Raw genomic sequence first — 25,783 nt, 5'->3', positions numbered from 1 at the left:
ATTTATTTCCCTTTTCTTCCTTTTATCATCATGAAAATTACGATCGGTGCACCAAAGATCGAAGTCACAGTACTGATATTCAGCTCCAGTGGTGCAAATGCCATACGCGCGATCAGATCACATCCCATACAGAACACCGCCCCGCCAAGGAATGTTGCCGGTATCACAACCAGCGGTTTTGCCGTCCCGAGAAGATGCTTGATCAAGTACGGAACTGCGATTCCAACGAATGAAATCGGTCCTGCAAATGCGGTCACACATGCGGAAAATACACTGGAAAGCAGAATCAGAAGCACCCGGAACACACGGATATTGACCCCCATACTCTGCGCATACATTTCTCCCAGCTGATACGCTCCGATCGGCTTTGACAGGAAAAAGGTAAGGATCAGTGTGATTCCTACCATAAGCGCTGCTACCTTTACATTGCTCCAGCTCATACCGGAAAAGCTTCCCTGTGACCAGCCATGCAGATTCACGATATCTGAATCCTCCGCAAAAGTCACTACAAAATCAGTTACTGCCGAGCAGATATAACCGATCATGATTCCGCCAACCAGAAGAGTTGCCATATTCCGGATTTTTCTTGCAAGAAGCAGGATAAATCCAATTGAAAGCATAGATCCGATAAATGCTGCAATGATCAGTATATAAGATGATACCAAAGTGTAATATTTTAAAAAGATGATCATCGCCAGAGCGACCATCATCTTTGCACCCGAAGAAATCCCCAGTACATACGGTCCTGCGATCGGGTTGGAAAAAAATGTCTGCAATAAAAATCCGGAAAGGGCAAGTGCCCCTCCCAGAATCCCTGCCATCAGGACACGCGGAAGACGGATTTTCCAGATAATATTCATCTGCACCTGTGTTCCTTTTTTCAGAAACAGGATCCGTAAAATCTCAGGAACCGAGATCTGTACATTTCCGGTATTGATGTTCAGCACTACGATCATGCAAAAAACTGCTGCCAGCACCGCAAAGACTCCCATATATCTTGTATTCCTTTTCCAGTTATTTTTCATTCCTGCCTGTCCCATTTTCTTCTCCGTTTTCTATTTTACATGGTATAAAAATGTCATCTTGCTTTCATCGCCGCCTGTCAGCATCAGATTCATATCCGTGATCAGTTCCCCAACGATATCGGTTGCCTGATACAGATATTTACCGGTACACCATACATTTCCTTCTTTGACTGCTTTGAAATCAGAAAAAAGTGCATCTTTTTCTTCCAGATCTTTTACACTGTTGATTGGATTATCGATACTTGAATTATAAATCAGATAATCTGCATCCGCCGCCTGTGCGTAAAATTCTTCCATTGTAAGTTTTACTGCTGAAGTATTACTGTCATCGCCAGTCAGATCATCGAATACATATCTTCCACCGGAAAGTTCGATCATTTTCGGAATATAATCATCACTTCTTCTTACTACCACCGTTCCGTCACTGCTTACATAGAAAAATGCAACTGTCTTCTCGGTATTCTTAAAATCTTTGAGCGCATCGACATTTTCCACCTGCTTTTCAAAAAATGCATCCGCTGCATCTTCTTTATTCAGCATTGCTGCATAAAGTTTGATCCATTCAGTTCTTCCTAGAGGATGCGATTCATAGCTGGACCGGTCGATCATCACCGGGATATCCAGAGATTCAATCATCTCCTGTACCTTCGGTGTGTGAAGGATCATGGTCGATTCGATGGCAAGATCACAGTCTTCGTCCACCAGCATCTCATAATCCGGTTCACTGTATTTCCCTGCAAATTTTATTTTCCCGTCATCCATCGCTTTGACTGCATTTTCAATATACCATCCGGAAGCCTGGGTACCTGTCATTGTGATATTATCCAGAGAATCGATCGCATTAAAAAGTGCCATTGCAGATGTCGCCGCAAGATAAATATGATCCAGCGGCTGCTGAAGGATCACGTAATCCTCCTCGGCTCCATCCGGCACATCCTGATTTTCCGGGACGACCAGAAATTTTGCATCGTCTTTGATATCGATCATCTTATAGCCGTCTTTGTAGTAATATACCTGAAAACCTTCGGCATATTCCAGATCCATCGCGGATTCATAAGTGAGTCCGTCAATCTCCGGACCTTTTTTTTCTTTGGCACTTTCTTTCGTACTGCTGCTTTCTGTTTTTTTTGTATCTGTTGTATTCTTTTTCGTCTGCCCGCATCCGGTCAGTGCTGCCGTCCCAAGCAGCACTGTACTCAAAAGAATGCACCCCAGACGCATCGTTCTCTTTTTCATTTTCTACCTCTGTATCCAAAAAAGAATCTACCTAGTTTTTTGCAGAAGAATCTGTACTGTCTGTCTGCGCGAAAATTGCCTCGTAAACCTTGCTCCACTCTGCTTTTGCATCATCCTTTTCCTCATCTGCTGACCGGTCAACGATCATCGGAACATCCAGAAGAACAAATTTTTCTGCCAGCTCTTCGTATCTCTTCTGCTGATCTTCTACCGACATTTTCTTCTCATTCTTTTCATCCGGAAGAATTTTATTGGAAAGGATTGCAAGATCACACTTACTCTTCATCAGTTTTTTATTTTCCGGTTTCTTATAGGTTCCTGCATAAATGATCTTCTTAGCTTTCATTGCTTTTGCAATGCCTTCTACCTTACAGTTCTTCTGTTTTACCCCTACTGATGTAATCTGGTCTGTTGCATTCAGCTTATCCAGGATTTCCAGTACTTCCTCTGAACCTACATATGCAGACTTCTTTGGCTTCTGGATCACGATCATTTCTTTATCCAGACCTGCCGGAATTTCTGCGTCTTCCGGAACGATCAGATAACGGACGATCTTTGCTTTGTAAAGCGCAAGCTTTTCTTCCTGTGCCGGTGTCAGTCCGGAATCTGTATCTTCTTTTGTATCCTTTGTCTTGGTCTCTTTTGTATCCTCATCTTTTCTCTGATCGATTTCTAAAAGAGTGATTCCCTGATCATAATGATAGATCTTGAAGTACTTAGCATGCTCTACCTTTGTCTCAGACTGATAAGAAAGTCCCATGATTTCCGGCGCTTTCTCATCCAGTGTATCTGCACTTAAATTGGTCTCCCCACTTACTGTAGTTCCGTCTGCTTTTGCTGCAGCACTTAGGTAAATGAAAATCGAATAGCTGATTTCATGCGCTGTTGACATCTTGGTTGTCATACCAATGATCGTATTGTTCTTGTTCAGTTCTACCGGAATGACAAATGTAGACGTACTTCCGGTTGTTGTCGGATAATAGGTATTTCCATTCGCCTTTACATAGCCATAAGAACCACTGCTAAATACAATGGTAGCATATGCCTGACCGCCTGTCACGGTAATCTTGGTACAACTGATACTGACCTTTCCGGTTCCGCCTGACCAAGAAAATTTATCCGGTGTATAGACACCATCTGCAAGTGTTGTTGCACTGTTTACACGGGCAGTTCCACCATTTAAATCTGCCTCATATTTGGATTCTTTGTCCGGGGTCTGGTTTGTGCCTGTGTTGCCGGAAGTGGTGCCAGTTCCAAAGTTGGTGTTCTGGCTGGTGTTATTTCCCTGGTTGGTGTTGCCATTATTTCCAGTAGTTCCATTTGTGGAATTGCTATTGTTCAGATTCTTCATGCCTGCTGAGGCGAATGTCAAGGTACGGTCATACCATACTTGCTTTTTATGAGAAAATGCTGCCACTGAAATTCCTGTGTCTAATAAAGAAACCGGAATCGTATAGGTATACATACCATTTTTGTCCACAACATAAGGAATCCACTTGGACTTATCTGCAAGTGCTGCTTCTGCACTTGTTCCTACATACAGATAATCATATCCTGTACCACTGAGTGTAATTTTTGCAGTCATCTCCCCATTTTTTGATGTTAAGATGCAATCCGTAACTTTAAACATGGATGAACTTGAAGTTACGTTTGCTTTATAAGAGCCATCACTTACCTGAACATATTTGGTCATTCCTTCTGTCTTGAATATTAATGTACGATCATACCAGTTACCACTATTGAATCCATGTGCTGCAATCTGGACTCCGGTATCCATACTTTCTACTGGCACTGTAAATACATATTTTCCTTCTGCATTTACAGAATACCCAATCAGTTGATCTTCCGAAGCACTTGCCGCAGCTTCCTTACTTCCCATATATAACTTATCGTATCCCGTTCCACTAAGTGTAATATCTGCCTGCATCTTGCCACCAACAGATGTCAGCACGCAATTTACTACACGAAACATTCCACTAGCTGAAGCTGCATCAACATCTACTACATACTTTCCAGTATCCAGTACGTTCTTGTCCTCATTTTCCGGTTTCTGGTTTTCGCCACTTCCGGTACCCGGTTTGCTCTCTCCTGAATTGCCTCCCTGTTCAGGATTTTCTGTGTCGTCTTTTTTATTTTCTGCTGACGATGAGATATGAAGCGTGTAATCTCCGTCTGCTTTCCTACTCTCCCAGCCGTTCTCTTGGCTATGTGGTACAAAGGCAACATCCGTTCCATCTGCTGACAGTGGAAGTTCAAACGTAAATAAATACCCTTTGCTTGTTCCCGTTCCAACTATCGCCTTTTCTTCTTTCCGTTCAACTGTATCAGCTTTACTTCCAATATAAATTTTATTGTAAGTTTTACTCTCTGTTTTTATCGAAACTTTCAGGTGATCATTTTCTTTTACAACAGAAGACGATCCAACCTTAAACATTGCAAAATCACTGGTAACATTTTTCGCTTCCTGCGTCTTCACTTCCCCGGCATTTTCCGCCGTTTCTTCCGACTTAACCTTCTGCTCCTCTGCAGCCTTCTCTTCGCTCTTTCCGTCTTCGCCCGCTTCTTTTTTCTCTGCCTCAGTTACATTCCCTGTTACCGCATTTTCTTCTGCTTTCGGCTCTTCCTGACTCTTCTGATTCTCGTCCGTTCCCTGTCCGGCAGTCGTTTCTTCTTCCTGTCCAGTCACTTCTTCAGCCGGCTGACCTGCTGCGTCTGCCGCACCGATTTTTCCGTCTGTTACTTCTACGGTCTGCTGACCTGATTCTGTATTTTCTACTCCTGCCACTGCACTGTCCTCAGCGTAAGCATAAGAAACCGGTGTAACCGACATTGCAACTGCCATGAAAAGTGCAAGAAACTGTTTTGAATTCCTCTTCATAATCCAACTCTTCCTCCTGATGTCCTGATCTTTTGTCGCTTGACAGCTCGATGATGTACATTCGCCAAATTCAGTTCCTCGTGCAAGCATAAATCTGCACTTGGCTCATCGTATGCAAAAAAAATCTGCTTCCTTTTTCCTGAAAGCAGACTTCACCTACATCCTCTGCCACAGGAACTCTTTTCCGTATATATGGCAGCACAAAAATCTTGCTTTCATACTCAGTATGAAGCAAGATATCATTTCTTTGTGTATGTAAACGCGCTTTCATCGGAAGCAATTTACTCTCTTTCAGCAGGTCTCCTGGCTTATGGATCTTAACAAAGCTGCACCTTCTCACATTTTTATGCAATGGCTTGCCGCCGCTTTGCTCCTCATTTACAGTGACCGGATCGCTCAGGACTTTCACCTGATTCCCTTTTAAGCCGACCAGAAATTCTTCTGCCTAGCACTGAAAAAGTTTCTTTATTTATTCTTACTCACTATAACAGATATGTTTCTTCTTGACAAGAGTCATCTTTCCTGGTTTATTTCCCTATTTTTTCCAAACTCTCCATTAAAAATCCCGGAAGTTTTTGTTTCAAAATCGACACCTTAATGACTATATGTTTATCATAATTTCATGACCTACTTCATTTATATATAGAAAGCGAAGGGGATCGAAATGAGAAAAAAGTGCCAGTGAATGTATGGAAATACTCTGAAATAAGACAATGCAGCCGCCAGATCGACGACTGCATTGTCTTATACTCTTTTTCGTACAATTTTATTTTTTCGCTGCCTCAAAATTACGATGAAGTAATTCGTGGGTCTTTCCTTTCAGAAGTTCATCATATAATGACAGGATCAGCGGATTCTCATTCGACTTCTTAATCTGCGTATTGATATCGGTATCATACAGGCCTTTGCTTCTGGCTATCCTGCTTCTCGGACCTGCCGGGACTGGCTGTCCGCCACCCATGATACATCCGCGCCTGCATGCCATAACCTCAACAAAGTCGTAATGTACCTCGCCCTTCTGGATCTTCTTCATCAGCGCATCTGCATTTCCAAGTCCACTGACAACAGCTGCATGGATAGTACGTCCGTTGTAATCAAACTCTACTTCTTTCAGTCCTTCTTCTCCACGTACTCCACTGAATTTGATCTTATCCATTTCCACACGGTTATGTCCTTCACGAAGGCGCCTGAGTACGGCTTCTGTCACACCACCGGTTACTCCGAAGATCACACCTGCACCAGATCCGATACCAAACGGCATATCGGATGCTTCGATCTCCAGATTTTCAAAGCGGATACCGGATTTCCGGATCATTGTAATCAGCTCTGTTGTAGTCAGTACATAATCAATATCCTGTCTTCCATTCGTGGAAGATTCCGGTCTTAAAATCTCTTCTTTCTTTGCAGTACACGGCATGATCGATACAGAAACGATTCTCTTTCCACCATTCTTTTCCGGATCCTTATAGTATTCACGGATCACAGCACCAAACATCTGCTGCGGTGAACGGCAGGTTGACAGATTTTTTGCCAGATCCGGATAACGGTTCTCACAGAATTTTACCCATGCCGGACAGCAGGATGTAAATAATGGGAGATTTTCTCCGGATGCAAGTCGTTCAAGAAGCTCTTCAGATTCCTCGATCACCGTAAGGTCTGCACCATAAGAAGTATCATAAACTTCATCAAATCCAAGGCGGTGCAACACATTGACGAGTTTTCCCATCACATTTTCCCCTCTTGGAAGGCCGAACTGATCGCCGACTGCGACCCGGACTGCCGGTGCGATCTGTGCGATCACCTTTGTATTCTTATCTGCAAGAAAATCCCAGATCACTTCGATATTGGTATTGATACTGATCGCACCTGTAGGACAGACAACCCTGCACTGTCCACAGTTTACGCAGTCTGTCTCTGCAATCTTTTTGTTAAATGCCGGTGTTACCAGAGCCTTTGTTCCCCGGTATGCAAAATCAATCGCATTAACAGACTGTACATTGTCGCACATACGGACACAGTCACCACAGAGAATACATTTATTCGGGTCACGCACGATTGACGGTGAACTGAAATCCAGTGGATACTGTTCTTTTGTATTTTCAAATCGGACGGTTGTGACGCCCATACGGTGTGCCAGCGCCTGAAGCTGACATTCTCCACTCTTGATACAGGTTGTACAGTCTCTGCAATGTGCAGCAAGTAAAAGCTCCAGAATCATCTTACGATATTTCATAAGACGCGGAGTATTCGTGTAAATGACCATCCCATCTCTTGGCGGTTCTGAACAGGATGCAAACGTCTTTCCTCTCTCATCTTCTACGGTACACAAACGACAGGCTCCATACACAGACAGTTCTGAATGGTAGCAGAGTGTCGGTATATCTATATCTGCATTACGGATGACAGAAAGTACATTCGGCTCATCTGTAAACTCTACCTTCCTTCCATCTATTGTCATATATCCCATGACTCATTCCTCCTATTTTTCGATATGAATTGCTTTAAACGGACACTGTTCCATGCAGGCTCCGCACTTGATACATTTCTCCTGATTGATATGATAAGGAGATTTCAGCACGCCTTCAATTGCACCTGCCGGACAGTTTCTTGCACACTTCGAGCAGCCCTTGCATATCTCCGGATCGATCTGGAATTTACGCAGATTTGAACAGACACCTGTCCGGCAGCGTTTCTCGTTGATATGTTCCAGATATTCCTCTTCAAATGCATTCATGGTACTGATAACCGGTTTCGGTGCGCTCTTTCCAAGTCCGCAAAGCGCCGTACTCTCAATCATATCTGCCAGTTCACGAAGCTCGTCCATATCGGACGGTTTTCCGTTTCCTGCTACAATACGCTCCAGGATTTCAAGCATTCTCTTTGTACCTTCACGGCAAGGAACACATTTTCCACAGCTTTCTCTCTGTGTAAAACTCATGAAGAATCTGGCAACCTCTACCATACAGGTATCCTCGTCCATGATAACCAGACCGCCCGAACCGATCATTGCCCCGATCTTCGCCAGTGAATCAAAGTCCATCTTACTGTCCAGCTGATCCTCGGTCAGACATCCACCGGACGGACCACCGATCTGTACTGCTTTGAATTTCTTGTCATTCTGGATTCCACCGCCGATGTCATAAATAACTTCGCGCAATGTAATTCCCATTGGTACTTCGATCAGTCCTGTATTTCTTACATTACCGGTCAGTGCAAATGCTTTCGTTCCGGGACTCTCTGGTGTACCGATTCCTTTGAACCAGTCTGCACCATTTGTTACGATCATCGGAACATTGGCATAGGTTTCTACGTTATTAAGAACAGTTGGTCTTGCCCATAATCCCTGCTCTACTGTACGTGGCGGTTTTACTCTCGGCATTCCACGTTTTCCTTCAATGGATGCCGTCAGTGCGCTGCCTTCTCCACAGACGAATGCACCTGCACCACGGTTGATATGTAAATGGAAACTGAAATTGGTCCCAAGAATGTTGTCTCCTAAAAGTCCGATTGCCTCTGCCTGGCTGATCGCTGTCTTCAGTCTTTCAATCGCAAGCGGATATTCTGCACGTACATAGATATAGCCTTCCTGTGCCTGTACTGCATATGCTGCGATCATCATGCCCTCGATCATACGGTGCGGATCACCTTCCATGATACTTCGATCCATAAATGCACCCGGATCACCTTCATCACCATTGCAGACCACATAGCGGATCTTTTCTTTCTGGGAAGCAACCTGCTGCCACTTTCTGCCGGTGCGGAATCCAGCACCTCCACGTCCACGCAGATTCGAATCATAGATTGTCTGGATCACTGCTTCCGGTGTCATCTCAAAGAGTGCCTTTTCGATTCCGGCATAAGCACCGACTGCAAGTGCACCCCCAATATGCTCTGCGTCGATATGTCCGCAATTCTTCAGTACCAGTCTGGTCTGCTTTGCGTAGAACGGAATCTCTTCCTGTGACGGATAGGTCACTCCATCCATCTTGTAGAGAAGTCGCTCTACCGGTCTGCCGCCCAGGATTGTTTCGTTATAAATCTCTTCGCAGTCTTCCAGTTTTACTTTAATATATAAATAATTATATGGCTCAATTCTTACCAGAGGTCCCATCTCGCAGAAGCCATGACATCCACTCTTCATAACCTTTGTATGTGCGATTTCTTCCCCGATCTTTACTTCTACCCCTGTATGATCTTTTGTCAGTTCTTTTAACTTTTCATAAATCTTGCCTGATCCACTTGCCAGACATCCGGTTCCCCCGCAAACCAGTACTCTGCAGTCAGCCGATTGTTTTTTCTGACATTCAATACGATATTCCTTCAGTTCCGTTCTGTTTTCAATTTTCATTTTCTTCACCTCTCAGTTCTTCAAGAAGTTTGATTACCTTCTCCGGTGACATCTTCGGATGTACTTCATCATTAACTGTGATCGCAGGTGCAAGTCCACAGGCTCCAAGACAGGATACAGTCTCTACTGTAAAAAGCATATCGTCTGATGTATGCTTGTGCTCATTTAACCCCAGCTCTTTATACAGCGCTTCCAGGATAGGAATGGATTTACGCACATGACAGGCTGTTCCGTCACAGACCTTGATCACATACTTTCCTTTCGGTTCAAATGAAAAATTCTCATAAAAGCTTGCCACACTGTACGCTTTTGCCTCTGTAATCCCGATCTGTTTTGCTACATAGGTAAGCAGTTCCGGTGGAAGATAACGGTATTCCTCCTGAATATCCTGAATGATTGGTATCAATGAGCGTTCCTCCCTTGTATGCATGGCAATGATCTCATCCGTTTTCTGATAATAAGATGCATCTAACATTCCATTTCCTCCTTCGTCATATTGTACATTTCCTTCTTATTATTCTATTATTTTTATGACATTATAACATATATCTATAGTTTTCGTTTATACGTTTCATATATGATAGCTATATATTTTCCAATATATAATAATACAAGAATCAAAAGTATTAGTATTTATGAATAGACGGATAAATGTGTACCCAGCTCATCAAATACACAAAAAGAGCAGAATGGATATATCTTGGTCCGATATATCATTCTGCTCTCATTTACATCATTTCACGGATTGTTTCTTTTAAATGCCCAATAAATTCTCTTTCGTACAATTTTTTCTGATAACCCTTTTTGTAGATCAGCACATCCCGGATCATCTGTCTGGAAAATCCGGCATGCTTCTGCACCAGATTGTAGTTTTTCCTTAATTTTTCCGGTACTGGCGATACCCACATATAACTGTTTTTTACTTCCCGCAAAATATCAAACTGGCTTCCCCTTTCAAAAATATAAATTTTATTATGTGGATGAAGCGACTCTCCATTCTCACTCAGCTCGGTGTATTCTCCGGTCGGAAGTTTCCAGTCCCCATGCAGGATTTCCACACCATCTTCCAGTTCTTCTCTTATCTTTAACTCCCTCTTTGCAAGATCTCCATCCGCAGAAGTTAAGATCACATACGGAAGCTCTGCCAGAAGTTCTGCATCCAGCCCTTTCAGATCAAGAAGCGACTGAAAATAAGGTTCATTCTCGCACAGATACCGGATGATTCCCATGGAATACCCGTTCTGCAACACATTTTCAATGGCATGCATAGAACTGCTTTCCTGAAATTCTGCTTTGATCGCCGTTTCCTTGCTCTGCATTCCGATAAACTCTGCAAATGCACTGGAAATGTAACTTGCCCTCGGAACAGTAATCTTAAATGAGAGATTTTCTTTCCCCAGATCACTGCAGTCCCTTTTCATTTCCTCTATTTCGTAAATGATCCTTTTGGCATACTCCAGAAATTTCTGTCCTTCTCTTGTCGCCTTAACTCCCTTTGACGACCGCTCAAAGATAGAAATTCCAAATTCCCGCTCCAGATGCTTGATCGCTTTACTAAGATTTGGCTGCGCCACATAAAGTTCCTTCGCCGCCTTTGAGATTGATCCACTCTTATCGATTTCAACTACATAATGCAAATCTGTCAGATTCATCTTCCCCATCTGCCTTTCTGATCTCTGACTTTATCTCCCCATAACTATTTTCTGAACTTTTATTACAGATTCTTTTCCAGCCATTTACAGACTTCTGAAAATGTTCTCCCTGTTTCTTTTGGTCTTCCTACCGCAACAAGAACTGCCCCTGTTTCCTTTGCTGCCTGTACCTTTTCTCCAAAGCCTCCGGCTTTTCCCGATTCTTTGGTCACAAAATATTTTGCGCCTGTCTGATGGATCGTAGCCACGTTCATCTCCTTTGAAAATGGTCCCTGCATTGCAATGAGATGCTTTCCTTCAAAGCCAAGCGCGACCGACTCCATAACCGCCTGCTCCGTAGAGAGGACTCGCGCAAAGCAGCGCTCTTTATACTCCGTAAGCTTTGTATATTTTATCAGTTCCTTGCTTCCGGTGGTAATCAGGATCTTTCCTTCTGTATTTTGCAGATATTCCACCGCATCTTCAACCGACTGCGCCCAGATCACCCGATCCGCTTCATCCGGCACTGCTTCCATCTTCTCCCGCAGGCAACGCAGATACTGCACACCGGAGATTTCGCAGGCTCTCCTTATCTCCCCAGTCACAAGCTGTGCGAATGGATGGGTTGCATCGATCACCAGATCGATCTGCTTTTCCTTTATCATCTCTGTCATCTGCTTCTGATCCATACGCCCAAAAAAGACTTCCGCATTCTCATGCTCTCCGGTACATTCTTTTCCATATTCGGTTGCGGCACTGACATAAACTTTTACATTTCTTCCATCCAGAAATTCCGTAATCCGCCTTCCCTCTGTTGTCCCTGAAAATATTAAAATCCGCTTCATATTCTGATCCTTACCTTCTTTTCTGCCACTGCTATTGTCACCCGATTCATGCACTGCTTCGGCATCAGAAGCCTGCCATCCTCTCCGGCTGCAAGGATCGCCGCCCGCTCACATACATTGTCCACACCCGTGACCTTCCTGACAAACTCCGAATGGGAGCTGACACATTTAACCTTTCCCAACTCTTCTGCTGAAAACGTGTAAAATGGAAGCTTCCACTTTGCCGCATAAGAAAGTAATCCCTCCTCTTCTTTTTTCAGATCAATACTGTCGATCTCAATGACTTCCTTTTCTGTAAATCCAAGGATCTTTTTTGCCTCATTGACCGCGCTTTGGATTTCTTCTTCGGAAATCCCTTTGCGACATCCGATTCCCAGCACCAAGTTCTTCGGCGGAAGATCCAGAATCGTCTCTTCTTCCCGCCTTTCACCACTTCTTCCTGCAATCCGGATTCCATATGGATAGTTTCTGAGAAACTCTTCTGTTTCACATAGCTTTAATTCCTCCGGAAACTTTCCTTCTATTGGAAATACACTGTAAAGTCCAATCTTATTCCCATCCAGAACCACAGCTGAGATCTCCTTTGCTTTTTTCCGGTCTGTCAGTACCAGACCATTGCTTTTTGCAAATACATCTACTGCAAACTTTTGTTCTACATCCGTTGCTGTAGTAAGTACTGCCTGCGCATTTATTTTCTCCGCAATTTCCTTTGCAAGCTCTACAGCTCCGCCCACATGTCCCGACAGGAGCGGAATCACATAGCTTCCTTTTTCATCCATCACCAGAACCGGCGAATCGGTAAATTTGTCCTTCACGTGAGGGGCGATCATCCGCACTGCGATTCCTGCCGCCCCGATAAAAAACAAAGCCTTCTCTCCCCAGAGGCTGCCTATCCAGCTTTTCTTATCTTCCGGAAAAGCATGAAATCCGTATAATCTGCAAAACCGTGTCAAAGTATACACTTTGACACGGTATCCGCTTTGTATGAAATTCTCTCTGACTTTACAGGCCATCTGACAACCTGCATCTGTAAAACTCAAGATTACAATTTCCATAAACTTTAGTATTTCTCCATCTGCTCCACGTTCAGTACAAAAATCGTACTTCCGCCTACCTGCACATTGATCGGAACGGACGGTGCTGCGCTCATGCTGCTCTGTCCTGAGATCAATGCCGGGTTTGCATAAGTGATCGTCTTTCTTTCGCCAGAATTCTTCTTGATGATCTTCAGTGCCTCTGCTACCTTCTCATCATCCACTACAACCATGATCGTGGTACTCTTTTTCTTCAGAAATCCACCAGTTGTAGCCAGCTTTGTTACCATGTATCCGGCAATATTCAGTTCCTCTATCGTCTCCAGTTCATCATCCTTATGCAGGATCGCCATAATCATCTTCATACAAAAACCCTCCTGTCTTATCTGGCTTTTGATGCCAGATTCCTTTTTCTTTTATTTTACCGCATTTACCTGGAAAGGTAAACGAAAATGTTGCATTTTAAAAGATTTTAAAAGATTAGTTGAAATCCAAAACGAACTTTAACTTTGTGCATTACCTATTACAATAATCTTCTTCAATCCTGCCATCCAGTATCCGGATCACCCGGTGTGCCTGACTGGCAATCTCTTCATCATGTGTGATGATAATAACCGTTCTTCCTGACCTGTGCAGTTCTTTCAGGATTTCCATGATCTCCTGTGTTGATTTTGTATCCAGATTGCCGGTCGGTTCATCGGCAAGAATGATCGGCGGTTTTGCGGCAACCGCTCTTGCCACCGCAACTCTCTGCTGCTGTCCTCCGGACATTTCATTCGGCTTATGCTTCATCCGGTCTTCCAGACCGACACTTTTCAGGGCTTCCATCGCAAGTTGCTTTCTCTCATTTTTTGACACCCCGCGGTATACCAGCGGAAGCTCTACGTTTCCAACTGCATCCAGATTACTGATCAGGTTGAATCCCTGGAAAATGAAACCGATCTCTTTATTCCGCACATCTGCAAGCTGATTATCTGTCATACTCGCCACATCCTGCCCGTCCAGAACATACTTGCCTGAAGTCGGTGTATCCAGACAGCCGAGCATATTCATCAGCGTTGATTTTCCCGAGCCCGAATGTCCCACAATCGCAACCAGGTCTCCTTTTTCGATATCCAGATCGATCCCGTCAAGTGCACGGACTTCATTCTCACCCGGATTGTAGATTTTCTTCATATTTTCTATATGAATCAATGCCCCCATAAATGTTCTCCTTTTCTTTTCGCTCTACTTTACGTTCCTGTTTTCAATATACCTTATTTTGAATCCAATCACAATGCTATCCTCCTGGCATCATGAATTCTTAAGAATTTCTATTGAAAACATCTTTAAATTTCCTTCTTTATAAAAAATATCAATTATACATCTCGTTTAAAAACACTTATGATAAAACTATCATTTATAAAAAAGGAGATCTGAAAATGACCAATTTAAAATTACCGGAAGATTTTGAAACCTATCCGGAAGCAAGAAAGAATGCTTTTCTGAAAATGAAAGAGCTGAAGGAGTCCGGGCGCAGAATTGTCGGAGTTTTCTGTACCTACACCCCATGGGAACTGATTGAAGCTGCAGACGCAGCTGCAGTTGTACTTTGCGGGATCGGAGATGACAATATCCCGATCGCAGAGACCAGACTGCCACAGAACCTTTGTCCTCTGATCAAGGCAAGCTACGGTGCCGCCCTCGCTGACCGCTGTCCATTCTTCTATTTTTCGGACATGGTACTCGCAGAGACAACCTGCGATGGAAAAAAGAAAATGTATGAACTGATGTCCGAGCTTAAGCACTGCCATATTATGCAGCTTCCGCCAGGAAAAACAGGCCGCGGTGCGCTGGAATTCTGGAAACAGGAGGTAATCAGCGTCAAAGAAGATCTGGAGGATTTCTATCACATAAGGATCACAGATGAGCAGATCCGCAAAGCAATCCATCTTCGCAACCGGGAACGCAAGGCCGTCCTTGACTTCTTTGAGATTGGACGCTTAAAACCGACTCCGATTACCGGTTATGAGATCAACACGGTTATTTCCTCGAACGAATTCACGGTTGATCTGGAAGAAAAAATCAAATACCTGGAACACCGTACCGCTGAGCTTAAAGAGCTTTATGAAAAGGAATATAAAGGCAAACCATCCCGTCCGAGAGTTCTCATTACCGGATGTCCGACCACCGGCGTGATCGACAAAATTGTACGCCAGATTGAAGAACTCGGAGCAGATGTTGTCGGCTTTGAGAACTGTTGCGGTCCACGTGAGAAAAAAGATCCGATTGATGAGACAAAGGATCCAATCACTGCAATCGCCGAAAAATATCTTCGTGTAAACTGTTCGGTCATGAGTCCGAACCCGGGACGTCTCGAGGCGCTTGATGCCCAGATTGATGAATATCAGGTAGATGGTGTCGTTGAGGTCCTTCTGCAGGCATGTCATACCTTTGCCATTGAGTCCGATGCGATCCGCACCTTTGTCACCAAAGAAAAAGGACTTCCGTATATTGCAATCAATACAGACTATTCTTCTGGTGACCAGGCACAGATCAATACAAGACTCGGGGCATTTATCGAAATGCTCGGTTAAAAGAAAATCCGGTGATCTTTCCTTCGATCACCGGACTTCTTTTTTCTCTTTTTGGCAGAATCATTTAAGCTTCTTCTTTCCCTTCAACAAGGCTGTTCAGCTTCTTGTTAGCCAAGAAGATAAGTGCTGTAAATACTAACATAATGACTGTGATTCCAACAAATACAGGGAACACATCAAATTTTTCAATAAATGCCTGTACAAACGGGCTTAACTTGTTTGCGCCAAATGTAGAAATTGCGATAACCCCCATCAAAAGTGAGAGATATTTCTTCGGCGCATACTTACTTACAAATGCATTACGCAGCGGTGAGAAACACATCTCTCCGATTGTAATAACCGTTACAAACAGGAATGGCCAGAAAACGCTTGCTTTTACAGAAGCATCTACGCCAACTCCGCGAACCAGTTCACAAACAACCATTACTCCAAACGCAAGTCCTACAAAAAGGAAGCCAAGTGCTACTTTCTTAAACATATTCATATCGCCCTGCGGACGCTCGGCAAGTTTCTTCCAGATGGCTGCCATCACACCACCAAGAACGACACACAAAAGTCCGTTCCATGTAGTAGTAACCCATGACGGCGGAATGTCAAAAGAGCCAATACTCATCTTCACATAATCGGTCATATAAATGACAAGCGCAAGATCCTGCTGATAGTAGAACAGCCAGAAGATAACAGAGAGTGCCGATACAAGAATGATCGCTATCATACGGTTTCTTTCCAATTTTGTAAGCGGCTGCTTGTCGTTCTTCCCATCTTCTTTCTTTTCGTTAGACCCGATCACATTTCCATTCTCATCCGTAAGATACTTGAATGGTTTCACACCCTGTCCCTGAAGGTTTTTCCAGTTCAGCACAAACCATGCCAGACCAACGATGCACCAGATCGATGCCACAAAGAAGCACTGACGGAATCCAAGCACATCGCCTTTTTTAAATAAGTGGAGATACAAAAATCCGGTAAGCAGTGAACCTACGAAAGCCCCAACATTTACATAAGAATACTGAATGGAAAATGCAGCATCCAGAAGCTCTTTGTTCTGATATTGTCTTCCGATCAGAGCGTTTAAGTTTCCTTTGAAAAGACCGGTTCCAATCGATACAAGAATGATCATCAGATTGACCATTCCCGGACCTGTTGCCTTCCAGCCTACCAGATATCCGATTGCCATGATAATATATCCCAGAGAGATCGCATATCTCGCTCCCAGCCATCTGTCAGAGATAATTCCTCCGATCAGCGGTGCCATATAGGTGTACGCTGTCAGATTCGCTGCCATGACTGCCGCATCTGTTCGCTCAATACCAAGACCACCCTGTAAAGTTGCAGTGATCAGGAATAGAAGCAAGATTGGCTTTGCTCCGTAAAATGCCAGGCGTTCAAACATAAATGTGATACAACAGGCATAAAAGCCTTTTGGATGTTTTTCATTAGTCTGTGCTTTTCCCATTACTTTTTATTTCCTTTCTGTTTTGGCGACTGTCGACAATCGTCATCCTTTATAAGTAATATAGCATAACTTCACCACTTTTTCAATACAGCTCATGTCTTACACTCTTTTTTTGTTATAATTCAACAAAACACAGCAAAAAAAGATGTGGAATATTACTATCCACATCTCTTCATTATTAATATTTATCCATTTACTACTATCTAAAGACTGTAACCTCTCTCTGTATCCTAGACAAGAAAATCAAATGAAAATCCGGAATCCTCTTCCGACAATCCCTGCTCTTTCAAAAGCCTTCGGATCGTTCTCATGTAATGTTCGGAAAGAACGTGACAGATTTTCTCCTTGTTCTTTTCCCTGCAGGCATCCACCAGTTCTTTATGAATCGGATACTGTCTTTCTAACACACGCTTTTTATCCGTGCTCAGGCTGAAGCCCGTAACAATATTTCCATAATTCAGCTCTTTCCATGCTTTATAGAGCCTTGTCATACCAGTCATCTCTACAAGCAGTCCATGCATCTGGTTATCATAGACAAAAACCTGGTCAAACTGCTCTTCATCCAGTTTTTTCATTTTTTCCAGCACTTCTTCCATCCGGCAAATGGTATCCTCTGGAACGTTTCCTCCCATCAGCTTCACTGCCATGGTTTCGTAATTCGCCCGCATAAGGTAAATTTCAAATGATTCTTCCAGTGTAATTTCTTTTACAGAGCATCCTGCATTTCTTACATATTCTATAAGTCCTTCATTTTCCAGCTGTCTAAGTGCCTCACGAATCGGAGCCCTGCTTGTCTTAAATTCCTTTGCCAGATCCTGTTCCACAATCTTCTGTCCCGGCTCCAGCTCCTGGTAAATGATCCTCTTCCGGATAATATCTGCAATATTTTCTCTTAGTGTTCGATATATTAATTCTGCCATTCCTTTTACCCAACCTTGTTACTCATTCTCTGCCATTTCGGTGCTCTGACACCATAATTATTATAACAGGACAGTTTCTTTCCTGTCTATAAAAAAATTAGAATGCACTCTGAATTTTATTTTTCTATCGTTCCTCGAAATACGCCTTCTTCCAGATTCGGAAAAACTTGCAGAGAGTTCTTCCGGAACTCTCTGCAAATACTTCTTTATGCAATTTCAAACAAACCATCGCCTGCTGCCTTGATATGACAGCTGTAAAATTCTTTGGATGCCTCGATCAGATAACCGGTATCCTTTACACCGGAAGTCTCATAAGCCGAATGCATTGCGAGCTGCGGAAGTCCGATATCCACGGTATTCATGGATACCTGCGCCATTGCAATATTTCCCAGTGTACTTCCACCTGCCGCATCCGAACGGTTGGCAAAAAACTGCACCGGTACACCTGCCTTTTCACAGATTGCCTTGAAAATCGCAATACTTACTGCATCACTGGTATATTTCTGACCGGCATGAGATTTGATCACGATTCCTTCGTTCATATAGTTACAGTTATTTACATCTGTCTTCTGCTGATAATTCGGGTGTACTGCATGTGCATTATCACAGCTCAGCATAAAACTTCCGGCAACTGCACGATAGAAATCTTCCTCATCCTTTCCCAGTGCCTTGTTGATCCGCCAAAGCACATCCGACAACAGTGTCGATGCTGCTCCCTGCTTGGTTCCTGATCCAACCTCTTCATTGTCAAAGCAGGCAAAAACATTGATATTCTTTGCATTTTCTCCTGCAAGGAAACCATTCAGCGACGCAAACGCACACTGCAGATCATCCAGCTGTGGACAGGATAAGAATTCATTCTCTCTTCCCCATACAGATGGCTCCATTCGGTTATACAGGAACAGATCCATACCATAAATCTTCTCTTCTTCTACGCCAATCTCTTCTGCGATCAGTTTTTTCATCTCACCCGGTTCTTTTGCCGATCCAGCAAAAACCGGAAGCATGTCTACCTGTTTGTTGATCGCACGGCCTTCATTGACTGCGCGGTCCATATGGATTGCAAGACTTGGAATCATCAGAAGATCTCTTTCTACCTTGACCAGTCTGGTCTCCATTCCACTGTCCGTCTTTACAATTACGCGCCCTGCTACCGATAACGGACGGTCAAACCAGGTAGAGCAGATCATTCCGCCATAGCCTTCTGTATTCAGAACCGTGTATTTTTTCTTCACCTCAATCTCTGCATTCTCTTTGATCTTAAAGGTCGGTGAATCACTGTGGGACGCAGTTACATGAAAGCTGTACTCATCCAGTTGGTTTCCGACTTTAAATGCAAGAATGCTGGAATGGTTGCGGGTCACATAATATTTTCCGCCTTTTTCTATTTTCCATTTTTCCGATTCTTTCAGCTCCTGAAATCCTTCTTTTGTAAGAATATCCCGGATTGATTTTACTGCATGAAAAGCAGTCGGCGAGTTCTTTATAAATGATGTGAGTTCTTTAATTGTCTGGTTCTCCATAATGTTCCTCCTGGCATTTCAGCCCCTTTATTTTCCAGATTCTTTTGCACGTTCACACTCGGCAAGCTTCAGCATGATAATTCCAAGTGCAGTCAGCACTACCGGTGTGATCACATTCATTGCAAAGGTAAATGGATTTTTGTTATACATTCCCATTATACAACAGATCAGTGTCACAAAAAACACCATCCTCCAAAAAAGTATGCGATCTTCTGATTTTTCACAAAACGGTATTCTGCCGGAATCCGGTCAATACATTTCCTTTAATTCTACTAAATTCCCCTTTATTCTGCAAACTGTCTAATGATGTCTTTTACAATAAGGACTGCTTTATCCATTCCTTCTACCGTGATATGCTCAAATACGCCATGGAATGCATGTCCGCCCGTTCCAAGATTCGGACACGGAAGTCCTTTGAAGCTGAGTCTTGCACCGTCTGTTCCCCCACGGACCGGTGACACGATTGGTGTAATACCTGCATGCTCAATCGCTGCTTTTGCGTAATCGATCAGCTGCATGCACGGTTCAATCTTTTCGCGCATGTTGTAATAAGATTCTACAATCTCAACTTTCACTTTTCCTTCGCCGTACTTTTTATTCATCTCTTCTGCGATATCACGAAGTTTCTGTGCTCTTGCGTCAAAAGATCTGCGATCAAAATCACGGATAAAGTATTTCATCTTAGTCGTTGTCACATTTCCCTGCACGCTGACCAGATGATAGAATCCTTCATATCCTTCGGTTGTCTCCGGTCTTTCATTTACCGGAAGCATCTGGTGGATCTCGGTTGCAATGGTCTGTGAATTAACCATCACGTCTTTTGCTGATCCCGTATGTACGCTGACACCGTGAATGGTGATAAATGCAGTCGATGCATTGAAATTCTCGAACTGAATCTCGCCTTCCTCATCACCGTCCAAAGTGTAAGCATAGTCAGCACCAAAACCTTCCACATCAAAATGCTTTGCTCCTCTTGCAATCTCTTCATCCGGTGTAAATCCGATGCAGATCTTTCCATGCGGAAGTCCTTCTTTGATGATCTCTTCTGCCACGGTAAGAATCTCTGCGATTCCCGCCTTGTCATCTGCCCCAAGAAGTGTGGTTCCGTCAGTTGTAATCAGAGTTCTGCCCTTTAATTCTGCAAGGTACGGGAACTCATCTACTTTCAGAATATCTCCGGAACCTTTCAGGACAACGTCCTTCCCGTCATAATTCTCAATGATCTGTGGCTTTATATTTTCCCCTGATGCATCTGCCACAGTGTCCATATGCGCAACCAGACCAAGCGACGGCTTGTCTTCGCATCCAGGAGTTGCAGGGATGTGTCCATATACATATCCCTTGTCGTCCACTCTTGCATCTGCGATTCCAAGACCTTTCATCTCTTCTACAAGCATTCTTGCCAGTACCAGCTCTCTGTCTGCTGACGGGACAGTATCGCTTGTCTCATCACTGGTTGTCCATACCGGAACGTAGTTTAAAAATCTTTCGTAAGCTCTCATATTGTTAGGTTCTCCTTTGCTTTTCTTAGTTTCATTTTATTACATAAATTGTCGGATGTACATTGGCGAATGTCGACAATTTATGGGGTTTTATTTTGTTCAAAATTTTCGCCAAGATAAAAGTTTTTCACTTTTTCAGGTGTTGTATGTTTCCATTTGTGATAGTTTTTCGGTTCTACTTTTTCTTAATATTGTAGATTTTTCTACAGCATAAGTTCGTGGTAAACTTCGCCGTATAGGTTTTTCCATTTGGCGAGACCATCTTCCAGGATCATGTAGCTGTGGGCGCTGTTTTCTTTTGGGATGGAAACGGAGCCTGGATTTAAGTAGAGGTTCTCGTTTCCGAATGGTTCCCAGGCCGGTACGTGGGTGTGACCGTGTAGGAGAATATCGCCTGGCTGCATTGGGATTGGGGTCATGACGTTATGATGGTGTCCGTGGGTGGCGTAAATGATCCTGTTGCCGCACGGGATCACTGCATAATCTGCCATGATTGGAAAATCCAGTACCATCTGGTCTACCTCTGTGTCACAGTTTCCGCGTACACAGAATAATTTCTCTTTGACTTCATTTAACATTTTGATTACCTTTTTGGGTTCGTATTCCAGCGGAAGATCATTTCTTGGTCCATGATACAGGATGTCGCCCAGAAGTAACAGTCTGTCCGGACATTCTTTTTTCATCGCATCCAGCATTTCCAGACAATAATATGCGGATCCGTGAATATCTGATGCAATCATTAGTTTCATAACGTTCGTCTCCTTTTCTTCTATCTTTTTGGTAAATATTTCTGTTTCTGTAAATCTTTCATAATTATAAATAGGGGGATTGCGTAGCAATGGAAATGGAGCAATCTGGTATCATCATAAATATTCTGCCGTGACAGATTTCTCACTCATTTTCATCTCAGACGGTGTACCGGCAAACAGCAGTCTTCCTCCGGCATCTCCTCCTTCTGGTCCTAATTCTACCACATAATCAGCGGATTTGATAAATTCTATGTTATGTTCGATAACAAAAATGGAATTCCCTTCATCCACCATCTGGTTCAGAAGCTTTAACAGACTCCGGACATTCTTGATATGCAATCCGTTTGTCGGCTCATCAAGAATGAAAATACGGTCTTTACTTCCGAGATAAGAAGCAAACTTCATTCGCTGCAACTCTCCGCCGGATAAAGTAGAAAGTGCCTGATTCAGGTGCAGATAAGAAAGTCCTACTTTTTCCAGAGGCTCCAGCGCTTCGCTGATCTTTGTTCCTCTGAAAAATTCCCCTGCCTGTGCAACAGTCAGATCCATCACTTCCGCAATATTCTTTCCATCTACTTCGTATTGCAAAACTTCTTTTGAATACCGAAGTCCTTTACACACATCACAGGTCGTCTCGATGTCATCCATAAATGCCATATCCGATACGATCACTCCTTTTCCCTTACATGCCGGACACTTTCCTGCGCCGTTAAAAGAAAACAAAGATGCCTTCTGACCGCACCGCTTTGCAAATATTTTCCGGATTTCATCTGCGACTCCCAGATAGGTCGCCGGAGTGGATCTGAGACTTGCGCCTGCAGCGCGCTGGCTTACAAACACTACATCCTCTCCCATACTGCGGTAAAAGCTTTCCATCAGAGAACTTTTTCCGGATCCGGCAACACCAGCGATCACAACCAGATTTCCTATTGGAAATTCGATGGTAATGTCCTTCAGATTGTGAAGATTGATATGCTCCATCCGCCATATTCCTTTCGCTTCCCTTGCTTTTGCTTTTAGAGAAGTAGTAAGCCGCATCTCTTCTCCGGTCGGCGTATCACTCTTTAAAAGTTCCTTATAACTGCCTTCAAATAAAACTCTTCCACCGGCCATTCCCGGTTCCGGACCCATTTCCACAATGTGATCGGCCATCTCGATCATTTTCCGGTGATGCTCCACCAGAACAACCGTATTTCCACCATCTCTCAATTTTTCCAGTGCACGGCGCATCCGCTCAATATCATGATTATGAAGCCCTGCACTCGGTTCATCCAGAATATACAACAAATCAGAAAGCGAGGAATTCAGGCATTTTGCAATCTTGCATCTCTGGATTTCTCCACCAGATAAAGTAGATAACCCTCTGTCCAGAGACAGATATCCCAGTCCGATATCTATAAGTGCAGACAGTTTGGTATGCAGTGTATCCTGAATATCTTTTGCAAGCGGATCTTCTATTTGGTCAATCCACGCACACAGCTCGGATAATGGAAGTTTTATTACATCAGCAATATTTTTCCCGTCAATTTTGCAGGACAACACCTTCTGATTCAATCTTGCCCCATTACACTCCGGACAAACTCCATGACTGGTGATCGGATCCAATAATTCCCTGTGAAGTTTTCCTTCTTCCGAATTTAGGACACTGCGGTACATCCGATGCACAAGACCTTCGTATTTCGCAGTTTTCGGCCATCCTTCCGGTGGATTCTTAAGACGTATCTGCGGTGAATACAAAAACAGTTCCAATTCTTCTTCGGAATAGTCTTTAATCTTCTTATTCAGATCAAACAATCCACTGTTTGCATAGCGGATCCATCTCCACTGCCCCGGCTCAAATGCCACATAATGGATCACCCCGTCATCATTCAGACATTTATCAAAATCCACCAGCTTATGCACATCCAGATCTGTCACTTCTCCAAGTCCGTTACACCGCAGGCAGCATCCCTGTGGATGATTGAATGAAAAGCTGTCCGAATAACCGACAAAAGGCTGTCCCACTCTGGAAAATAAAAGCCTCAGAAGGGTATAGGTATCCGTATAAGTTCCAACCGTCGACCGCTGATTCGGCGACGGCTTTTTCTGATTGATTACAATTGCTGCCGGTAGATTCTCAATCCGTTCTACATGCGGTCTTCCGTATTTTGGAAGATATTGCTGCACAAAACTCGGGAAAGTATCATTTAATTCCCTGCGTGACTGCGCCGCAAGAGTATCCAGAACCAGCGAAGATTTCCCGGAACCTGATACTCCGGTAAATACTGTGATCTGATGCTTTGGTATCCGGATGGATACATTTTTCAGGTTATTCTCCATCGCATGGTGAACAATAATCTCATTTGTTTCCATATATTTATATTCCTCTGTTTTACTCTTTCTACAGTAATTTCTGTATTTCTTATTGTATCTTTATCAAAAAAGAAAGTAAATAGCAAGTTTTGGTTGACTTTAGTATGGTAGATTGATAATATAGTGACGTGACATTTTTTGAAATTATATGAGGAGAGATTATTATGAAAAAAATAACAGCACTTGCACTTACTTCAGCAATGGTATTATCCCTTGCAGCATGCGGAGGTTCATCTTCCGATACAAAAACTTCAGATGATTCAAAAAAAGCATCCAAAAGCGATGTAGAATACGTTCAGGACAAAGGAACCCTGGTAGTTGGAATCACTGATTTTGAACCAATGGATTACAAAGATGATAACGATGAATGGATCGGTTTTGATGCTGATATGGCAAAAGCATTTGCAAAAAGCCTTGGCGTAGATGCTGAATTTGTCGAGATCGACTGGGACAATAAAGTCATGGAGCTGGATGGAAAAACCATCGACTGCGTATGGAATGGTATGACACTTACTGATGAAGTAACCAGCGCAATGGCATGCACCTCCGCTTACTGTAACAATGCGCAAGTAGTGGTTGTTCCTTCTGATAAAGCAGACAAATATCAGGACAAAGACAGTCTGAAGGATCTTTCTTTTGCAGTTGAATCCGGAAGTGCCGGAGAAGAAGCTGTAAGCGGAGAAGGATATGACTACACTGCGGTTTCTTCACAGTCTGATGCCCTGATGGAAGTTGCAGCCGGAACCTCTGATGCAGCAGTCATCGACCTTCTGATGGCCGGTGCTATGGTCGGAAAAGGTACCGGATACGAAAATCTGACTCATACAGTTGAGCTTACTACCGAAAAATATGGAGTTGGATTCCGCAAAGGTTCCGACCTTGCAGACAAACTGAACGAATTCTTCAAGACAAGCTACAATGATGGTTCTATGAAGAAATGCGCTGAAACCTATGGGGTTCAGGATGCCATCATTGAGCAGAAATAATATTTAAGGCAGGAATTTTTTATGGATCTGATTATGAAACAAATGCCGGTCGTAGTGTCCGCACTGAATGTCGGCTTTTTACAAACTTTAAAATTATTTATTGTGACGCTGATCGGTGCCCTTCCTCTCGGACTGGTCATTGCCTTTGGCTCTATGTCTCATTTCAAGCCTCTTAGCTGGCTTGCGAGACTGATCGTCTGGGTGATCCGTGGTACCCCGCTGATGATCCAGCTTCTGATCATCTACTATTTCCCCGGGCTGGTCTTACATAACCCGATCTGGGGTGGTGGTGAAACAGGACGATTCCTTGCAGCAGCCGTATCTTTTATCATCAATTACGCCTGTTATTTTTCAGAAATCTACCGCGGTGGAATCCAGGGTGTTCCGGAAGGTCAGAAAGAAGCCGGTCTTGTACTTGGCATGACAAAGCATCAGATCTTTTTCAAGATCACACTCCTTCAGATGATCAAACGCATTGTACCACCGATGTCAAATGAGATCATCACCCTGGTAAAAGATACTTCTCTTGCACGTATTATCGCGCTGCAGGAGATCATCTGGGCAGGACAGGCATTTATGAAAGGCTCACATGGCATCTCCGGTGCCATCTGGCCGCTGTTCTTTACCGCTGTTTATTATCTTATTTTCAATGGTATCCTGACCGTTCTTCTCGGACGCCTTGAAAAGAAACTGGAATATTTCAGATAAGGAGAATTCATATT

21 protein-coding genes and 1 riboswitch are annotated in these 25,783 nt (G+C 43.5%); of the genes, 3 read left to right on the top strand and 18 right to left on the bottom strand.

What is annotated here, in order from left to right; genetic code table 11:
• Positions 1-2 precede the first annotated feature (2 nt).
• The 11 genes from PG418_RS01330 to PG418_RS01280 all read right to left on the bottom strand — a co-directional run bounded on the left by PG418_RS01330 (position 3) and on the right by PG418_RS01280 (position 14,200).
• Complete coding sequence (locus PG418_RS01330; RefSeq protein WP_008371797.1) at positions 3-1,040, bottom strand: FecCD family ABC transporter permease; 1,038 nt, start codon at positions 1,038-1,040, stop codon at positions 3-5.
• Between the two features lie 15 nt (positions 1,041-1,055).
• Positions 1,056-2,261: an ABC transporter substrate-binding protein gene (locus PG418_RS01325; RefSeq protein ID WP_022220739.1), complete on the bottom strand. Its 1,206-nt coding sequence runs from the start codon at positions 2,259-2,261 to the stop codon at positions 1,056-1,058.
• A gap of 31 nt (positions 2,262-2,292) precedes the next feature.
• Positions 2,293-5,139, bottom strand: a complete 2,847-nt coding sequence (locus PG418_RS01320) for a putative sodium/potassium/calcium exchanger (protein WP_173689979.1) — start codon at positions 5,137-5,139, stop codon at positions 2,293-2,295.
• Between the two features lie 276 nt (positions 5,140-5,415).
• A riboswitch (cobalamin riboswitch) is annotated at positions 5,416-5,610 on the bottom strand.
• Between the two features lie 295 nt (positions 5,611-5,905).
• Positions 5,906-7,606 carry a [FeFe] hydrogenase, group A gene (locus PG418_RS01315; protein WP_173685205.1) on the bottom strand — a complete coding sequence of 567 codons (1,701 nt, stop codon included), beginning with the start codon at positions 7,604-7,606 and terminating at the stop codon, positions 5,906-5,908.
• Between the two features lie 12 nt (positions 7,607-7,618).
• Entirely contained in the window at positions 7,619-9,487 is a 1,869-nt protein-coding gene (locus PG418_RS01310; RefSeq protein ID WP_008371805.1) for an NADH-quinone oxidoreductase subunit NuoF, read from the bottom strand.
• Entirely contained in the window at positions 9,477-9,962 is a 486-nt protein-coding gene (locus PG418_RS01305) for a complex I 24 kDa subunit family protein (RefSeq protein WP_022220742.1), read from the bottom strand. The genes PG418_RS01310 and PG418_RS01305 overlap by 11 nt, the downstream gene beginning before the upstream one ends.
• A 253-nt stretch (positions 9,963-10,215) precedes the next feature.
• Positions 10,216-11,139, bottom strand: a complete 924-nt coding sequence (locus PG418_RS01300; protein WP_055157991.1) for a LysR family transcriptional regulator — start codon at positions 11,137-11,139, stop codon at positions 10,216-10,218.
• 62 nt (positions 11,140-11,201) lie between these two features.
• The gene (gene cobK / locus PG418_RS01295; RefSeq protein WP_055246534.1) at positions 11,202-11,963 is read right to left on the bottom strand and encodes a precorrin-6A reductase; all 762 of its coding nucleotides are present in this window, start codon (positions 11,961-11,963) and stop codon (positions 11,202-11,204) included.
• Entirely contained in the window at positions 11,960-13,018 is a 1,059-nt protein-coding gene (locus tag PG418_RS01290) for a cobalt-precorrin 5A hydrolase (protein ID WP_055261344.1), read from the bottom strand. Before PG418_RS01290 ends, cobK begins: the two co-directional genes overlap by 4 nt.
• A gap of 5 nt (positions 13,019-13,023) precedes the next feature.
• Positions 13,024-13,362, bottom strand: coding sequence for a cyclic-di-AMP receptor (locus PG418_RS01285; protein WP_008371815.1), 339 nt, complete (start codon positions 13,360-13,362; stop codon positions 13,024-13,026).
• Positions 13,363-13,513: 151 nt separating this feature from the next.
• On the bottom strand, positions 13,514-14,200 hold the full coding sequence (locus PG418_RS01280; RefSeq protein WP_270202818.1) for an ABC transporter ATP-binding protein: 687 nt from the start codon (positions 14,198-14,200) through the stop codon (positions 13,514-13,516).
• Positions 14,201-14,418: 218 nt separating this feature from the next.
• Between PG418_RS01280 and PG418_RS01275 the strand changes: the two genes are divergently transcribed.
• Positions 14,419-15,573 carry a double-cubane-cluster-containing anaerobic reductase gene (locus tag PG418_RS01275; protein ID WP_055246529.1) on the top strand — a complete coding sequence of 385 codons (1,155 nt, stop codon included), beginning with the start codon at positions 14,419-14,421 and terminating at the stop codon, positions 15,571-15,573.
• A 64-nt stretch (positions 15,574-15,637) separates the two neighbouring features.
• Here the strand turns inward: PG418_RS01275 and PG418_RS01270 are convergent, their stop codons facing one another.
• From PG418_RS01270 to PG418_RS01240, 7 genes are all read right to left on the bottom strand, one after another.
• Positions 15,638-17,029 carry a peptide MFS transporter gene (locus tag PG418_RS01270; protein ID WP_055157953.1) on the bottom strand — a complete coding sequence of 464 codons (1,392 nt, stop codon included), beginning with the start codon at positions 17,027-17,029 and terminating at the stop codon, positions 15,638-15,640.
• A 230-nt stretch (positions 17,030-17,259) separates the two neighbouring features.
• Positions 17,260-17,949 (bottom strand): GntR family transcriptional regulator, encoded by a 690-nt coding sequence (locus PG418_RS01265; RefSeq protein ID WP_008371822.1) that lies wholly within the window; start codon positions 17,947-17,949, stop codon positions 17,260-17,262.
• 206 nt (positions 17,950-18,155) lie between these two features.
• Positions 18,156-19,472: a M18 family aminopeptidase gene (locus PG418_RS01260; RefSeq protein WP_008371823.1), complete on the bottom strand. Its 1,317-nt coding sequence runs from the start codon at positions 19,470-19,472 to the stop codon at positions 18,156-18,158.
• Positions 19,473-19,499: 27 nt separating this feature from the next.
• Complete coding sequence (locus PG418_RS01255) at positions 19,500-19,649, bottom strand: hypothetical protein (RefSeq protein ID WP_022220746.1); 150 nt, start codon at positions 19,647-19,649, stop codon at positions 19,500-19,502.
• Positions 19,650-19,756: 107 nt separating this feature from the next.
• The gene (gene pepT, locus PG418_RS01250; RefSeq protein WP_008371827.1) at positions 19,757-20,974 is read right to left on the bottom strand and encodes a peptidase T; all 1,218 of its coding nucleotides are present in this window, start codon (positions 20,972-20,974) and stop codon (positions 19,757-19,759) included.
• A gap of 203 nt (positions 20,975-21,177) precedes the next feature.
• Positions 21,178-21,723 carry a phosphodiesterase gene (gene yfcE, locus PG418_RS01245; RefSeq protein ID WP_022220747.1) on the bottom strand — a complete coding sequence of 182 codons (546 nt, stop codon included), beginning with the start codon at positions 21,721-21,723 and terminating at the stop codon, positions 21,178-21,180.
• 114 nt (positions 21,724-21,837) lie between these two features.
• Complete coding sequence (locus PG418_RS01240) at positions 21,838-24,075, bottom strand: ATP-binding cassette domain-containing protein (RefSeq protein WP_498836954.1); 2,238 nt, start codon at positions 24,073-24,075, stop codon at positions 21,838-21,840.
• A gap of 164 nt (positions 24,076-24,239) precedes the next feature.
• Between PG418_RS01240 and PG418_RS01235 the strand changes: the two genes are divergently transcribed.
• Positions 24,240-25,061, top strand: a complete 822-nt coding sequence (locus PG418_RS01235) for a transporter substrate-binding domain-containing protein (protein ID WP_173688577.1) — start codon at positions 24,240-24,242, stop codon at positions 25,059-25,061.
• A gap of 21 nt (positions 25,062-25,082) precedes the next feature.
• The gene (locus tag PG418_RS01230; protein ID WP_270475555.1) at positions 25,083-25,769 is read left to right on the top strand and encodes an amino acid ABC transporter permease; all 687 of its coding nucleotides are present in this window, start codon (positions 25,083-25,085) and stop codon (positions 25,767-25,769) included.
• Positions 25,770-25,783 lie beyond the last annotated feature (14 nt).

This window comes from Bariatricus sp. TF06-38A (genome assembly GCF_027690675.1).
GTDB lineage: Bacteria > Bacillota > Clostridia > Lachnospirales > Lachnospiraceae > Allocoprococcus > Allocoprococcus comes.
Note: the sequence above shows the minus strand (reverse complement) of the source record. Positions and strands in the feature narration are given on the sequence as shown.